At 70.4% G+C, this 14,409-nt stretch carries 11 protein-coding genes; 4 read left to right on the top strand and 7 right to left on the bottom strand.

Features of this window, described 5'->3' with window-relative positions; genetic code table 11:
- The first annotated feature begins 58 nt into the window (after positions 1–58).
- Positions 59–1,789, top strand: coding sequence for an LCP family protein (locus ACIBLA_RS09225; protein ID WP_399198221.1), 1,731 nt, complete (start codon positions 59–61; stop codon positions 1,787–1,789).
- A gap of 76 nt (positions 1,790–1,865) precedes the next feature.
- Here the strand turns inward: ACIBLA_RS09225 and ACIBLA_RS09220 are convergent, their stop codons facing one another.
- Positions 1,866–2,897, bottom strand: a complete 1,032-nt coding sequence (locus ACIBLA_RS09220) for a glycosyltransferase family 2 protein (protein ID WP_399198220.1) — start codon at positions 2,895–2,897, stop codon at positions 1,866–1,868.
- Positions 2,898–3,228: 331 nt separating this feature from the next.
- Between ACIBLA_RS09220 and ACIBLA_RS09215 the strand changes: the two genes are divergently transcribed.
- Entirely contained in the window at positions 3,229–4,620 is a 1,392-nt protein-coding gene (locus ACIBLA_RS09215; RefSeq protein ID WP_399198219.1) for an LCP family protein, read from the top strand.
- A 53-nt stretch (positions 4,621–4,673) separates the two neighbouring features.
- On the opposite strand, the gene ACIBLA_RS09210 is transcribed toward ACIBLA_RS09215, so the two are convergent.
- Complete coding sequence (locus ACIBLA_RS09210; protein WP_356584539.1) at positions 4,674–5,222, bottom strand: acyl-CoA thioesterase; 549 nt, start codon at positions 5,220–5,222, stop codon at positions 4,674–4,676.
- Positions 5,223–5,361: 139 nt separating this feature from the next.
- On the opposite strand from ACIBLA_RS09210, the gene ACIBLA_RS09205 reads away from it, so the two are divergent.
- Positions 5,362–6,642 carry an LCP family protein gene (locus ACIBLA_RS09205; protein WP_363245654.1) on the top strand — a complete coding sequence of 427 codons (1,281 nt, stop codon included), beginning with the start codon at positions 5,362–5,364 and terminating at the stop codon, positions 6,640–6,642.
- A gap of 114 nt (positions 6,643–6,756) precedes the next feature.
- Here the strand turns inward: ACIBLA_RS09205 and ACIBLA_RS09200 are convergent, their stop codons facing one another.
- Positions 6,757–7,929 carry an acyl-CoA dehydrogenase family protein gene (locus tag ACIBLA_RS09200; RefSeq protein WP_363245653.1) on the bottom strand — a complete coding sequence of 391 codons (1,173 nt, stop codon included), beginning with the start codon at positions 7,927–7,929 and terminating at the stop codon, positions 6,757–6,759.
- Positions 7,930–8,134: 205 nt separating this feature from the next.
- Between ACIBLA_RS09200 and ACIBLA_RS09195 the strand changes: the two genes are divergently transcribed.
- Positions 8,135–9,478: a UDP-glucose dehydrogenase family protein gene (locus ACIBLA_RS09195; protein WP_399198218.1), complete on the top strand. Its 1,344-nt coding sequence runs from the start codon at positions 8,135–8,137 to the stop codon at positions 9,476–9,478.
- A 17-nt stretch (positions 9,479–9,495) separates the two neighbouring features.
- On the opposite strand, the gene ACIBLA_RS09190 is transcribed toward ACIBLA_RS09195, so the two are convergent.
- The 4 genes from ACIBLA_RS09190 to ACIBLA_RS09175 all read right to left on the bottom strand — a co-directional run bounded on the left by ACIBLA_RS09190 (position 9,496) and on the right by ACIBLA_RS09175 (position 14,341).
- Positions 9,496–10,674 carry a dipeptidase gene (locus ACIBLA_RS09190; RefSeq protein WP_399198217.1) on the bottom strand — a complete coding sequence of 393 codons (1,179 nt, stop codon included), beginning with the start codon at positions 10,672–10,674 and terminating at the stop codon, positions 9,496–9,498.
- An 804-nt stretch (positions 10,675–11,478) separates the two neighbouring features.
- Positions 11,479–12,672 (bottom strand): dipeptidase, encoded by a 1,194-nt coding sequence (locus ACIBLA_RS09185; protein ID WP_399198216.1) that lies wholly within the window; start codon positions 12,670–12,672, stop codon positions 11,479–11,481.
- 8 nt (positions 12,673–12,680) lie between these two features.
- Positions 12,681–13,205, bottom strand: coding sequence for a 5-(carboxyamino)imidazole ribonucleotide mutase (gene purE, locus ACIBLA_RS09180; RefSeq protein ID WP_363245648.1), 525 nt, complete (start codon positions 13,203–13,205; stop codon positions 12,681–12,683).
- A complete protein-coding gene (locus ACIBLA_RS09175; protein WP_363245647.1) occupies positions 13,202–14,341 on the bottom strand; it encodes a 5-(carboxyamino)imidazole ribonucleotide synthase in 1,140 nt (379 codons plus the stop codon). The genes purE and ACIBLA_RS09175 overlap by 4 nt, the downstream gene beginning before the upstream one ends.
- Between the last annotated feature and the right edge of the window lie 68 nt (positions 14,342–14,409).

Below are 14,409 nucleotides of genomic sequence, written 5' to 3'. Positions count from 1 at the left end.
TACGCCCGGAGCGCCGGCTCGTACGTGGCGCTTGAGCGACAGGGGCAGGGGGCTCGGGGTGGGGCAGAGCACGCACGAAGAAGGGACGCGACAACGCGTCGCGCACGCCGGTGAGTTGGGCTGGGACGACAGTCTGTACGAGGGCGGCGGGGGCAGCACGGCCACCGGTCCTGACGGCACGTCAGTCGGCTTGGGCTCCCCCGGCGACAGTGCCGCCGGTGGTGACGGCTCCGGCTCCACCTCTGACGGGACGAGGAGGGGCCGGCCCCGCCGCAACGGCCCGCGCCCCCGCAACCGGCGGGGGAAGCGCCGAATACTGCGCTGGGTCTCCTCCGTTCTCGCCCTGCTGATACTCGGCACGGCCGGCGCTGGATACCTCTACTACCGTCATCTCGACGGCAAGCTCAAGAAGGAAGACCTGACGCTCGGCGACAAGCCGATGGCCGACCACAAGGCCAACGCCGCGGGCCAGACCCCGCTCAACATCCTGCTCATCGGCTCCGACGCCCGCGACTCCAAGGCGAACCAGGAACTCGGCGGCGCCAAGGAGACCTTCGGCGGCCCGCCGCTCGCCGACGTACAGATGCTGCTCCACGTCTCGGCCGACCGGAGCAACATGTCGGTCGTCAGCATGCCGCGCGACACCATGCTGAAGATGCCCAAGTGCACGGACCCGGACACCGGCAAGGTCTACCCGGCGAGCCAGGACAACGTACAGACCAACGCAAGCCTGGGACGCGGGGGTCCGGGCTGCACGGTGGCCACCTGGTACGAGCTGACCGGCATCACCATCGACCACTTCATGATGATCGACTTCGCGGGCGTGGTGTCGATGGCCGACGCCATCGGTGGCGTACCGGTCTGCGTCCAGGAGAACGTCCACTCACGCAACGCCGAGGGCAAGGGTTCCGGGCTGAAGCTGGAGCAGGGCGAGAACGTCATCCAGGGCGAGCAGGCCCTGCAGTGGCTGCGTACGCGATACGGCTTCGAGGACGGCAGCGACCTCGCCCGTACCCACGCCCAGCACATGTACATGAACTCGATGGTCCGGGAGCTGCGCAAGGGTGCCAAGCTGACCGACCCCGGAAAGCTGATGGGCCTCGCCGAGGCGGCCACCGAAGCGCTGACGGTCGACAAGGGGCTCGGCGGGGTCAAGAAGCTGTACGACCTGGCGGAAGAGCTCAAGAAAGTACCCACGAACCGCATCACGATGGCGACGATGCCGAACGTGTACGGCGAGGGCACCGAGGCCGGGCGGGTGTTCCCGAAGCCGGGCGACGCCGACCAGTTGTTCACCATGGTCCGCGACGACGTGCCGCTCGACGGCAAGGCGTCCAAGCGCAAGCCCCCGGCCGAGTCCAAGGACCCGGCGGCGGCTCCGGCCGACACCGGGGTACTCGTACGCAACGGAACGGGCGGCGACACGCAGGCGCCGACGCCTCAGCGGGCCACCGCCGTGGCGGGGCTGCTCGTCGGCGAGGGCTACACGAAGGCCGTGGCGGACAGGACGCCCGACGCCACGGAACGCACCGAAGTCCTGTACCCCAGCGCCGACTTGGAAGGAGACGCGCAGGCGGTCGCCAAGTCCCTCGGCATTCCGGTCAGTTCGGCGAAGAAGTCGACGGACGTGTCGGGTGTGACGCTGGTCGTCGGCGCCGACTGGCGTACGGGTGACACGTACCCGAAGGCAGCGGCGAAGGACGAGAACAAGACGCCGGACACGGCGCGGGCGCTCAACGGCGCCGATGAGAGCGAGTGCATGGAGATTCAGCCCGGCTTCACCTGGTAGCCGGGAGGTGGTGTGCGCACGAAGGACGCCAGGAAGCCCAGGGCCTCTTGGCGTCCTTCGTGCGTAACGGCCTTGCTCAGACGGGCTGTTGGACCGCCGGGCGGCGGCTCGCGATGACCTTCTTGGCGAGCGAGCGCGGGCTCGTCAGGAAACCGAACCCCCAGGACATGTGCATCGTGGCGAGCGCGAGCGGGATCTGGAGCCGCGCCTTGAGGGGCAGGCCCTTGCCCGCGGGTATCGAGCCGACGACGATCGCGGCGAGATAGCCGGCGGGCACGATCAGCGCCAACGGCGTGACGGCCAGGCCGATCACGACACCCGCGGCGTTGGCGCAGACGGCGGCCGGCGGCGCGAGGTAGCGCAGATTGATCGAGCCCGAGTGGAAGCGGGCGACGACATGGCGCCAACGGCCGTAGTCCTTGTACTGCTTGGCGAGCGCCCGGACGGACGGCCGCGGCCGGTACTGGACGCGCAGCTCCGGCGAGAACCAGATCTGGCCGCCGGCCTCCCTGATCCGGAAGTTCAGCTCCCAGTCCTGGGCGCGGATGAACTCCTCGTTGTAGCCGCCCTGTTGCTCCAGCGCGGCCCGCCGGAAGACACCGAGATACACGGTCTCGGCGGGCCCGGCCTTGCCACCCGTGTGGAAGGCCGCGTTGCCGACGCCGATCTTGGAGGTCATCGCCGCGGCGACGGCGTGCTCCCAGTCGTTCTCGCCCTCGGCGTGCATGATGCCGCCGACGTTCTGCGCGCCCGTCTCCTCCAGGAGCCGTACGGCGGTCGCGATGTAGTTCGGCGAGAGCATGCCGTGGCCGTCGACGCGTACGACGACGGGGTGCTTGGACGCCTTGATGGCCGCGTTGAGCGCCGCCGGCGTACGGCCGGTCGGGTTGGGCACGGTCTGCACGCGGGCGCGGGCGCTGTCCGCCGTCTCACGGACGAGTTCGGCCGCGATCTCGTCGGTGCGGTCCGTGGACGGGCCGAGGGCGATGACCACTTCCATCTCGCCGTCGTACTCCTGCTCCAGGATGTGCTGGACGGAGTTCCTCAGATGCCGTTCCTCGTTGAGCACCGGCATGATCACGGAGACGGCGGGGGGCTGGGCAGGCATGTGGTCCTTCGGGCGTCAGGGAGACGGCTTCATCGCACGCCACGTTACCGCGAATGGGGGACTGCGACGCGCGTCGGGCGGGCTCAGGGCAAGGCTGCTGATCGTATGGGCCTACGTTGCGTCCCCTGGCCGCCCTTCGCCCCGTCACCCGGTAGTCCAGTCGTTCCCGTCACCCGCGGAGGTGTCCCCCGTGCCCGCACCACCCCGCTCCCCCCGGCCCCGGCCCGCCGGTCGGCCGAGACCGTCGCAGACCGGTGTCCGGGCCGCGCGCGGTGCCCGGCCCGTTCGCGGCGGACGGCGGAACAGGCGCCCCGGACGGCCCCGCTGGGGGATGCGGGTGGCCACGACCCTCTCGGTGCTGGTGCTCGGCGCCGGCGGAATCGGCCACGCGGTCGTGACGAGTCTCGACAGTGAGATCAGCCGGGTCGACCCGTTCAAGGACATGAAGAACCGTCCCGACGGGGGCCACGGCCTGAACATCCTCGTCGTCGGCACCGACGGCCGCTCCAAGATCACCAAGGAGGAGCGGAAGAAGTACCGGCTCGGCGGCGCCCCGTGCCACTGCACCGACACGATCATGCTCGTGCACATCTCGGCGGACCGGGAGCGCGCGAGCGTCGTGAGCCTGCCGCGCGACACTTACGCCGAGTTGCCGGCGCACACCGACGGGACCAGCGGCGACAAGCACGGACAGCACCCGGTGAAGCTCAACGCGGCGTATGCGGAGGGCGGCCCGCACCTGACGGTCAGGACCGTCGAGAGCATGACGGGCGTGAAGATCAACCACTATCTGGAGGTCGACTTCACCAGCTTCATGAAGACGGTCGACTCGCTCGGCGGGGTGGAGATCTGCACCGCCAAGCCGCTGAAGGACTCGCACACCGCTCTCGACCTGACCGCCGGGACGCACAAGCTGAACGGCGGCCAGGCGCTCCAGTACGTACGGTCCCGCCATCTCGACGGCTCCTCCGACCTCGGCCGGATGCAGCGCCAGCAGCGCTTCATGGCGGCGCTGATCAAGCAGGCGACCAGCAGCGGTGTGCTGTTGAACCCGGTGAAGCTCCGCGGTGTGACCTCGACGATGCTCGACTCGGTCCGGGCGGACAAGGGCTTCGGTACGGAGGAGATGCTGGCGCTCGGCAAGGCGATGCGCGACTTCACGCCGGCGTCGTCGGAGTTCACGTCGGTGCCGGTCACCGGCGAGGGCTTCCTGGTGAAGGGCATCGGCTCGACGCTGAAGTGGGACCCGGTGAAGTCGAAGAAGCTCTTCCAGGCGCTGCGCGAGGACAAGCCGCTGACGCCGTCCGGCCCCGAGGGGCGGCGCGGGCCGCAGGCACAGGCGCGAGTGCCGGCGACGATGGTCGAGGTGTCGCCGCAGCAGATCAAGGTGCAGGTCTACAACGCGACGCGGCAGGACGGTCTGGGCCAGCGCGTCGACGGCGCCCTGCGCGCGACCGGCTTCAAGACGACGCGCGCCCCGCTGAACCACGCGGGACCCGAGGTGTCGCGTACGCAGGTGTTGTTCGATCCGCGCTGGGACCGCTCGGCGAAGTCCCTGGCCACGGCGTTGCCGGGCTGTGAGCCGCGGCCGGTGGACCGGCAGGGCGCGACGCTGAAGGTGATGGCGGGGACGGACTACAAGGCGGTGCGGCCGGTGCGGGCGGAGGACGCGCACCAAGGCGAGTTCGGGGCGGTGACCGGCGACCAGGTGGTGTGCCCGTGACGCTGCGTACGACCGACCGCGTACGCACCAACCGCGTGCGGGGATGAAGCCGGTCAGTCGTCGATGCCGTCCGCGGCGCGTTTCTCGCGCAGCTCCTTGATCGCGCGCCGCCGGGCGAGCCGGTGCGTACGCCGGATCTGCGCCTCCTGGTAGCGGCGCTTGTCGCGCTCGGTCTCCGGGACCACGGGCGGTACGGGGCGGGGCCTGCCGTCCGCGTCGACGGCGGCGAAGACGAGATAGGCGCTGCCGACCTGCTGGGCGGGGGTCGACTCGTTCCAGCGCTCGGCGAGCACGCGGACGCCGACCTCCATGGAGGACCGGCCCGTCCAGTTGACCTGGGCCTTCACATGGACCAGGTCACCGACCCGTACCGGCTCCAGGAAGACCATCTCGTCCATGGACGCGGTGACGGCGGGCCCGCCGGAGTGCCGGCCCGCGACGGCGCCCGCGGCGTCGTCGACGAGCTTCATGATCACACCGCCGTGCACCGTGCCGAGCAGGTTGGTGTCACTGCCGCTCATGATGTGGCTGAGCGTGGTGCGGGACGCCGACGTGGGCTTACCCGGAATATCTGTCTCCGGGCGGACAGCCTGGTCTGTCATGCCCTCCACCCTATGCGGGGGTCCGTCACGGATCGCATCGGGTCGCGTCGGGGCACATTGCATCAGCTTGGCAACAGGGATGCTGTGATTTTCCTCCCCCCCTGTTTACGCGACACGTCTGAGCCCCACACTGGTCCGCATGAACGATTGGCCTGACGGATGGAACGGCGACCGCGCTGACCGTGGCGGCGAGCGTTACGGACGAGGCAGCGCGGGTGGGCAGCCGGAAGGCGCACGCGCGATGCCGCACGTCCAGCGCCGCGCCGTCCCCCAGCAGCCTTCGCAGGGTTACGACGGGGGGTACGACCCGCCGCCGTACAACAGCGGCTACAACACCGGGCAGGTCTACGGCTCCCCGGCCGACCGGGGCCGGGGGGAGCCGCCGCGGGTGCCTCCACAGGGCTCGTACAACAACGGCGGGGGATATCCCCCGGACCACGCACCGGACTGGCGGCGCCGTATCAAGATCACCGCGCTCTCTCTGGTCGTCGTCATGCTCACCGTCTCCATAGGCACGTACTTCTGGGCCGACTCCAAGCTCAACCGCGAGGTCGATCTCGCGAAGGTCATCGAACGCCCGGGGTCGGGTGACGGCACGAACTATCTGATCGTCGGCTCCGACAGCCGCGAGGGCATGTCCGACGAGGAGAAGAAGAACCTCCACACGGGCAGCGCGGAAGGCAAGCGCACCGACTCGATGATGATCCTGCACGACGGCTCCAACGGCCCGACGCTGGTCTCGCTGCCGCGTGACTCGAACGTGGTGATCCCGTCGTTCCGCGGCTCGGAGTCCGGGAAGATGTTCCCCAACCAGGGCCGTGAGACGAAGCTGAACGCGGCGTACGCGGAGGACGGGCCCGAACTGCTCGTCCGTACGGTCGAGTTCAACACCGGTCTGCGCATCGACCACTACGTCGAGATCGGCTTCGCGGGCTTCGCCAACATCGTGGACGCGATCGGCGGGGTCGAGCTGGACATCCCGAAGGCCTTCAAGGACAAGAAGTCGGGCGCCGACTTCCAGGCGGGCAAGCAGACGCTGGACGGTGAGCAGTCCCTGGCGTTCGTCCGCACCCGGTACGCCTTCGCGCGCAGCGACCTGGACCGTACGAAGAACCAGCAGAAGTTCCTGGCGGCCCTGGCCTCCCAGACGGCGACACCGGGCACGATCCTCAACCCGTTCAAGCTCTACCCGACGATGAGCGCCGGCCTGGACACCCTGATCGTCGACAAGGACATGTCGCTCTGGTCGCTGAGCCAGATGTTCTTCGCGATGAAGGGCGTCACGGGCGGCGACGGTACGTCGATGAACATCCCGATCTCGGGCAGCAAGGGCGGGAACCTGGTCTGGGACAAGGCCAAGGTCAAGCAGCTGGTGGACCAGCTGAACAACGACGAGAAGGTCACAGTCACCTCGAACTGAGACCGGGGCCTGGGCCTGGGCCGGATTCGGATTCGGACGGGACCGGCGGACGGTCACCCCTCAACCGGCCGTCCCCGCCCGACTCGCGGGCGGGGGCGGCCGGTTGTGGTTGCCCTACGGGAGGTTGCGGGCCATCACTATGCGCTGGATCTGGTTCGTGCCCTCGTAGATCTGGGTGATCTTGGCATCGCGCATCATCCGCTCGACCGGGTAGTCGCGCGTGTAGCCGTAGCCGCCGAGGAGTTGGACCGCGTCCGTCGTGATCTCCATCGCCACGTCCGAGGCGAAGCACTTGGCCGCCGCGCCGAAGAAGGTGAGGTGTTCCTTGTCGCCGCCGCCGGAGACGCGCTGGGAGCGGGCCGCCGCCGAGTAGGTGAGCTGGCGGGCCGCCTCCAGCTTCATCGCCATGTCGGCGAGCATGAACTGCACGCCCTGGAAGTCGCCGATCGGCTTGCCGAACTGCTTGCGTTCCTGGACGTAGCCGGTCGCGTAGTCGAGCGCGCCCTGGGCGATGCCGAGGGCCTGGGCCGCGATGGTGATGCGGGTGTGGTCCAGGGTCTTCATCGCCGTCGCGAAGCCCGTGCCCTCGGCACCGATGAGGCGGTCGGCCGGGATGCGGACGTTGTCGAGGTAGACCTCACGGGTCGGGGAGCCCTTGATGCCGAGCTTCTTCTCCGGGGCGCCGAAGGAGACGCCCTCGTCGCCCTTCTCGACGACGAACGCCGAGATGCCCTTCGTACGGAGGTCGGGGTCGGTGACGGCCATCACCGTGTAGTACTCGGAGACACCGGCGTTGGTGATCCAGCGCTTCACGCCGTTGAGTACGTAACTGTCGCCGTCCCGTACGGCCTTGGTCTTCATGCCGCCGGCGTCGGAGCCCGCGTCCGGCTCGGAGAGGCAGTACGAGAACATGCCCTCGCCCTTGGCCAGCGGGCCGAGGTACTTCTTCTTCAGGTCCTCGCCGCCGGAGAGGACGACGGGCAGCGAGCCGAGCTTGTTCACGGCCGGGATCAGGGAGGACGAGGCGCAGACCCGGGCGACCTCCTCGATGACGATCACGGTGGCCAGGGCGTCGGCCCCGGCGCCGCCGTACTCCTCGGGAACGTGGACCGCGTGCAGATCGGCGGCGACCAGTGCGTCGAGAGCCTCCTGCGGGAAGCGGGCCTCCTCGTCCACGGCGGCGGCGAACGGCGCGATCTTCGCCTCGGAGAGCGCGCGTACGGCGTCTCGGAGCATGTCGTGCTCCTCGGACGGGCGGTACAGGTCGAAATCAGCCGATCCGGCCACAGTCTTCCACTCCCCTGGATGCTAACTACCGTTAAGTAACCCTAATTTTAGAGGGCTGGAGCGTGAGGGGGGTACGTGAGTTTGACGACAGCTCTCGTGGGTTGTCGTTGGATGTCGCGCGTTGTCGCGCGGGCGCCCGGACAAGGGTCCGTACGGCGAGGCTATGCTCGGGCACCGCATCCCGACCGCACTCCCAGGAGCACCCATGGCCCTCAAGATCACTGTGATCGGTCTCGGCTATCTCGGCGCCACCCACGCCGCGGCCATGGCGGAACTGGGCTTCGAAGTCCTCGGGCTCGACATCGTCCCCGAGAAGACCGAGATGCTGTCGGCGGGCCGGGCCCCGATGTACGAGCCCGGCCTCGAGGAGCTGCTGCGCAAACACGTCGCCGGCTTCGAGGGATCGACCGGCCGACTGCGCTTCACCTCCTCCTGGGAGGAGATCGGCGCCTTCGGCGACGTCCACTTCGTCTGTGTGAACACCCCGCAGAAGCACGGCGAGTACGCGTGCGACATGAGTTACGTGGAGAGCGCCTTCGACTCGCTGGCCCCGCAGTTGGGCCGGACGGCACTGGTCGTCGGCAAGTCGACCGTGCCGGTCGGCAGCGCGGAACGGCTCGCGCGGCGACTGACCGGGCTGGCGCCCGCGGGCGGGGACGTCGAGCTGGCCTGGAATCCGGAGTTCCTGCGGGAGGGCTTCGCCGTACAGGACACGCTCCACCCGGACCGGATCGTGGCGGGCACGGCGAGCGAGCGGGCCGAGAAGCTGCTGCGCGAGGTGTACGCGACGCCGATCGGGGAGGGGTCGCCGTTCATCGTGACGGACTTCCCGACCGCCGAGCTGGTGAAGACCGCCGCGAATTCCTTCCTCGCCACCAAGATCTCCTTCATCAACGCGATGGCCGAGGTCTGCGAGGCGGCCGGCGGAGACGTGGCGAAGCTGGCGGAGGCCATCGGTTACGACGAGCGCATCGGGAAGAAGTTCCTTCGCGCCGGGATCGGCTTCGGCGGCGGCTGTCTGCCGAAGGACATCCGGGCGTTCATGGCGCGGGCGGGCGAGCTGGGCGCGGACCAGGCGCTGACGTTCCTGCGCGAGGTCGACTCGATCAACATGCGGCGCCGCGGCCACATGGTGGAGCTGGCACGCGAGGCCGTCGGCGGCGCGTCGTTCCTGGGCAAGCGGGTCGCGGTGCTGGGCGCGACGTTCAAGCCGGACTCGGACGACGTACGGGACTCCCCCGCACTCAACGTCGCGGGCCAGATCCATCTCCAGGGCGGTCAGGTGACCGTGTACGACCCGAAGGGCATGGACAACGCGCGCCGGCTCTTCCCGACGCTCGGCTACGCGGAGTCCGCGCTGGAGGCGGTGCGCGGCGCCGATGTCGTCCTGCACCTCACCGAGTGGGGCGAGTTCCGCGAGCTGGACCCGGCGGCGCTCGGCGAGGCCGCGGCCCGCCGGCTGATCCTCGACGGGCGCAACGCGCTGGACCCGGCGGTGTGGCGCGGGGCGGGCTGGACGTACCGGGCGATGGGGCGGCCGAGGGCCTGACCGGCCCCCGTGGACAACTACCGGCGGGCGCCGTCCAGTTCCTCGATCGTCGCCGTCGACGCGGGTCGGCGCTGCTGGGCCGCGCGTGCGATGAACTCGGTGTCGCGCAGCACGCGGGCCGCGTTGCCCCAGGTGAGGTCGGTGATCGCGGTGTCGTCCCAGCCGCGGTCGAGCAGTTCGGTGATCAACCGCGGGTAGCACGAGGCGTCTTCGAGGCCGGTGGTGTGGGGCGTGTCCGCCTCGTGGCCGTACGTCCCGGAGAGACCGACGCACTCCTGGCCCGCCACGTCCCGTACCCGCTCGACATGGTCCGCGACGTCGGAGACGGACGGACCACCGCTGTCGCGGGTGGTCCGGTCGGGGGCGAAACTCACCATGCAGACACCGCTGTTGGCGCCGAGCAGGCTCAGGATCTCGTCGGGGACGTTGCCGTCGCCGTCGCCGTCGCCGGGGCGATCGGTGAGGGCGCGGGCGGCGGAGTGGGAGAACATCGCCGGGGCCTTGGTGACCGCGAAGGTGGCGCGCGCCGTCTCGTCGGACGCGCCGGACAGGTCGATGACGACGCCGAGGCGGTTCAGCTCGCGCACGACCTCCTGGCCGAAGCGGGTGAGCCCGTCGTCGGCCCAGCGCGCGCCGGCGAGAGCGAGCGCGCGGATGCCGAGGAAGTGGAACGCGCGGAGCGTGGCGAGCGAGTCGCCCATGGCCGCGCCGGAGACGGGGCCGAGGAACGAGGCGACACGACCGCAGTTGCGGGCATCGGCCAGGTCCCCGGCTCCGAGCGCGAGACGCAGGCTGTCCGGGCAGGACATGATCAGGTCCCGTGCGAGGTCGATCAGCTCCAGCGTGGTGCTGACGGCCCCACCCTCACGGGCCTCGACGGCGTCGACCTGAAGGGACCAGAACTGGCCCCCGAGCGCACCCGCCCGGATCCGCGGCATGTCGGTGTCCAGGAAGGTCTCGCCCTGTTCGAGGTCGTGGGTGTGGTTGGCACCGCGGCGCCGCAGCAGGGTTGGGGCGAGGCTGTTGTGCCCGTCGATGACGGGATACGCGGCCATCAACATGCCGGCCCGCTCGGCGGCCGACGCGGGGGCGGTACTGGGGTCGGTACCGGGAGCGGGTGGGCTCGGCGGCGCGTCGAGGTCACCGACCGCGGCCGTCGAATCCGTGTCGTAGGGGTCGTCCTGAAGGTCGGCCATGACAGGGCTCCGTGAGGTGCGAAGGCAGTAGGGCCACCGTGCCACGCCCAAACGGAGGGGTCGCGGCGGACGGGCCGTTCGGGGGTACGGGCGTCGGCCGACGGCGTTCAGTGGGAGGCGGCCGACCATGCCGTGCGGGGCCGGGTCGCACACGACGTGCGCGCCGCGCCCGCCGAGACCGTGACGAGTGCAGGCCGGAGCACGGCTACGCCGTAGGGTCACGAGGCCGACGCGGCCTGCGCGAGGCCTCAGAGGGTGCCGGGCGGCGATGGCCCCAGAGGCGAAGCCCGTCGGCATACAGCCGTTCAGGGGGTAGGCGGCCCTGCGGGCAGCGTCGAGTCGAACGGGACGAAGTAGCCGTCCGCCTACAACCGTCACGGGGACGCAGCCATGCCGGCAAGCCGGCGGGTCCGCGCGGCGTGGGCCGGATGTCCATCCGGAGGCTGTGGAAGGTGACGCGCCGTACGGCACGGGGGCGTCGCGAACCCCGCCGCAAGGGCGGGCAGCCCACTCTCGTACGCGGACAGGTCCACGCCCCCGCGGCCGTGAAGGCGCCACGCCGAACGGCACCGGGCCGTCGCGAACCCCGCCGGGCCGCCCTCGTACGCCCAGGGGTGCGCGCGGCGCGAGCCGGATCCCCATCGGGAAGCCGTGGAAGGTGACGCGCCGTACGGCCGTGCCGTAAGGCCAGGGCCCGTCGCAACCCCCACCGCAAGAACGGCAGCCCGCTCCCGGACCCGGGCAGGTGCGCGTCGCAGGCCGCCCGCCGAGCGGCGCTGGCCCGTCGCGAACCCTGCCGCCCCCTCAGCCGTCCAGGGCCTCGATCGTCGCCATCGACGGGCCCCTCTGGGCGCGCAGTCCACGCGATACGTCCTCCGCCGCGCGCAGCACCCGTGCCGCGTTGTGCCACGTCAGCTTCGACAGGTCCTCGGGGGACCAGCGGCGGGCGAACAGTTCCGCGATCAGGTTCGGGTAGCCCGCCACGTCCTCAAGGCCCTCAGGTGTGAACGCGGTGCCGTCGAAGTCGCCGCCGATGCCGATGTGGTCGATGCCTGCCACCTCGCGCATATGGTCCAGGTGGTCGGCGACCGTCGCCGCCGTGGCCGTCGGACGCGGGTTGGCCGCTTCGTACGCGCGCTGGATCTTCATCCCGGACTCGGTGGTGTCGAGCGGATGCGCGCCGTGCTCGCGCATGTTGTCGTCGGCGGCCTTCGTCCAGGCGATCGCCTCCGGAAGGATGAACTTCGGTACGAAGGTGACCATCGCCACGCCGCCGTTGGCAGGCAGCAGCGCCAGCACGTCGTCCGGGATGTTGCGCGGGTGGTCGCAGACCGCCCGCGCGGAGGAGTGCGAGAAGAGAACGGGCGCGGCGCTCGTCGCGAGCGCGTCGCGCATCGTGGTGGCGGCCACGTGTGAGAGGTCGACCAGCATGCCGGTGCGGTTCATCTCGCGTACGACCTCGTGGCCGAAGGGCGACAGGCCGCCCACGCCCGGCTCGTCGGTCGCCGAGTCCGCCCACGCGAGGTTGTCGTTGTGCGTGAGCGTCATGTAGCGCACGCCCAGCGCGTAGAGGGCGCGCAGCGTGGCGAGGGAGTTGTTGATGGAGTGGCCGCCCTCGGCGCCCATCAGGGAGGCGATCCGGCCCGTGCGGCGGGCGTCCTCCATGTCGTCGGCGGTGCGCGCGGCGGCGAGGTCGTGGGGGTAGCGGGCGATCATGCGCCCGACGACGTCGATCTGTTCCAGGGTCGCGCTGACCGCCGCGTCGCCGGCCATGTCGGAGCGTACGTACACCGACCAGAACTGCGCCCCCACGCCGCCCGCCCGCAGCCGCGGGATGTCGGTGTGCAGGTGCACCGACTGGTCGTCGGCGATGTCGCGGCGGTCGAGGTCGTAGCCGACCTGCTCGCGCAGCGCCCACGGCAGGTCGTTGTGCCCGTCGACCACGGGGAAGTCCTCAAGCAGTTCGCGGGCCTGCTCCAGATAGTCCGCCGCACCCATGGTGGCCCTCACTTCCCGAAGCCGAAGGCGTCGTCGCCCGCGACCTTCGTACGGAGGCGTTTGCCCTTGTCCGTCGCCTGTTCGTTGAGGTGCTGCTGGAAGTCCTTCATACGGGCCAGCAGCTCCGGGTCGTGGGCCGCCAGGATCCGCGCGGCCAGCAGACCCGCGTTACGGGCTCCTCCTACGGAGACGGTCGCGACCGGTACGCCCGCCGGCATCTGCACGATCGACAGGAGCGAGTCCATGCCGTCCAGGTGCTTCAGCGGTACGGGGACCCCGATGACCGGCAGCGGTGTGACCGACGCCAGCATGCCCGGCAGATGGGCCGCGCCGCCCGCGCCGGCGATGATCGCCTTGAGTCCGCGTCCGGCGGCCTCCTCGCCGTACGCGATCATCTCGCGCGGCATCCGGTGCGCGGAGACGACGTCGACCTCGTAGGAGATCCCGAACTCCGCGAGCGCCTGGACGGCGGCCTCCATGACGGGCCAGTCGGAGTCCGACCCCATGACGACGCCGATGAGGGGAGAGCTCATGTGGTGATCGTTCCTCGGAGGTATCCGGCGGCGTGGCGGGCGCGCTCCAGCACGTCGGCCAGGTCGTCACCGTAGGTGTTGACGTGGCCCACCTTGCGGCCGGGCTTCACGTCCTTGCCGTACATGTGGATCTTGAGCTGCGGGTCGTGCGCCATGCAGTGCAGATACGCCGCGTACATGTCGGGGTAGTCGCCGCCCAGCACGTTGCACATGACCGTCCACGGCGCGCGCGGGCGCGGGTCGCCGAGCGGCAGGTCCAGCACGGCCCGTACGTGGTTGGCGAACTGCGAGGTGATCGCGCCGTCCTGCGTCCAGTGGCCGGAGTTGTGCGGGCGCATGGCCAGCTCGTTGACGAGGATCCGGCCGTCGGCCGTCTCGAACAGCTCGACGGCGAGATGACCGACGACGCCCAGCTCGGCGGCGATCCGCAGCGCGAGCTGCTGCGCCTCGCCGGACAGCTCCTCCGAGAGGCCGGGCGCGGGCGCGATGACGGTGTCGCACACGCCGTCGACCTGCCGGGACTCCACGACGGGGTACGCGACGGCCTGGCCGTGCGGCGAGCGTACGACGTTGGCGGCCAGCTCCCGGACGAAGTCGACCTTCTCCTCGGCCAGGACGGGGACGCCGGCGCGGAAGGGCTGCTCGGCGTCGTCCTCCGATCGGGCGAACCACACGCCCTTCCCGTCGTAGCCGCCGCGCACCGTCTTGAGGATGACGGGAAAGCCGCCCACCTCGGCGGCGAACGCCGCGACATCGGCGGTGTCGGTGACGATGCGGTGGCGGGGGCAGGGCGCGCCCAGCTCGGTGAGCCTGGCGCGCATCACCCCCTTGTCCTGCGCGTGGACGAGGGCGTCAGGACCGGGGCGTACGGCGACGCCGTCCGCCTCCAGTGCGCGCAGATGCTCGATCGGCACATGCTCGTGATCGAAGGTGATCACATCGCAGCCGCGCGCGAACGCGCGCAGCGTCTCCAGGTCGCGGTGGTCGCCGACGACCACGTCGTTGACCACCTGCGCCGCCGAGTCCTGCGGGGTCTCGCTGAGAAGCTTGAATCTGAGGCCGAGGGGGATGCCCGCCTCGTGGGTCATACGGGCGAGCTGACCGCCGCCGACCATGCCGACTACCGGGAACGTCACACACCCAGGGTATCCGTCACCGGGTATGGGCCCCTCGTCCGGCCTCGTCCGGCCTCGTCGGGGCGGGC

The organism is Streptomyces sp. NPDC050433 (assembly GCF_044458565.1).
Classification (GTDB): domain Bacteria; phylum Actinomycetota; class Actinomycetes; order Streptomycetales; family Streptomycetaceae; genus Streptomyces.
Note: the sequence above shows the minus strand (reverse complement) of the source record. Positions and strands in the feature narration are given on the sequence as shown.

What these genes read in the sequence shown, in the direction of transcription:
- ACIBLA_RS09205 (WP_363245654.1), top strand. Translation starts at nt 5,362, where the DNA reads ATGAACGATTGGCCTGACGGATGGAACGGCGACCGCGCTGACCGTGGC.
- ACIBLA_RS09195 (WP_399198218.1), top strand. Translation starts at nt 8,135, where the DNA reads ATGGCCCTCAAGATCACTGTGATCGGTCTCGGCTATCTCGGCGCCACC.
- purE (WP_363245648.1), bottom strand. Translation starts at nt 13,205, where the DNA reads ATGAGCTCTCCCCTCATCGGCGTCGTCATGGGGTCGGACTCCGACTGG.
- ACIBLA_RS09210 (WP_356584539.1), bottom strand. Translation starts at nt 5,222, where the DNA reads ATGACAGACCAGGCTGTCCGCCCGGAGACAGATATTCCGGGTAAGCCC.
- ACIBLA_RS09185 (WP_399198216.1), bottom strand. Translation starts at nt 12,672, where the DNA reads ATGGGTGCGGCGGACTATCTGGAGCAGGCCCGCGAACTGCTTGAGGAC.
- ACIBLA_RS09220 (WP_399198220.1), bottom strand. Translation starts at nt 2,897, where the DNA reads ATGCCTGCCCAGCCCCCCGCCGTCTCCGTGATCATGCCGGTGCTCAAC.
- ACIBLA_RS09190 (WP_399198217.1), bottom strand. Translation starts at nt 10,674, where the DNA reads ATGGCCGACCTTCAGGACGACCCCTACGACACGGATTCGACGGCCGCG.
- ACIBLA_RS09215 (WP_399198219.1), top strand. Translation starts at nt 3,229, where the DNA reads ATGCGGGTGGCCACGACCCTCTCGGTGCTGGTGCTCGGCGCCGGCGGA.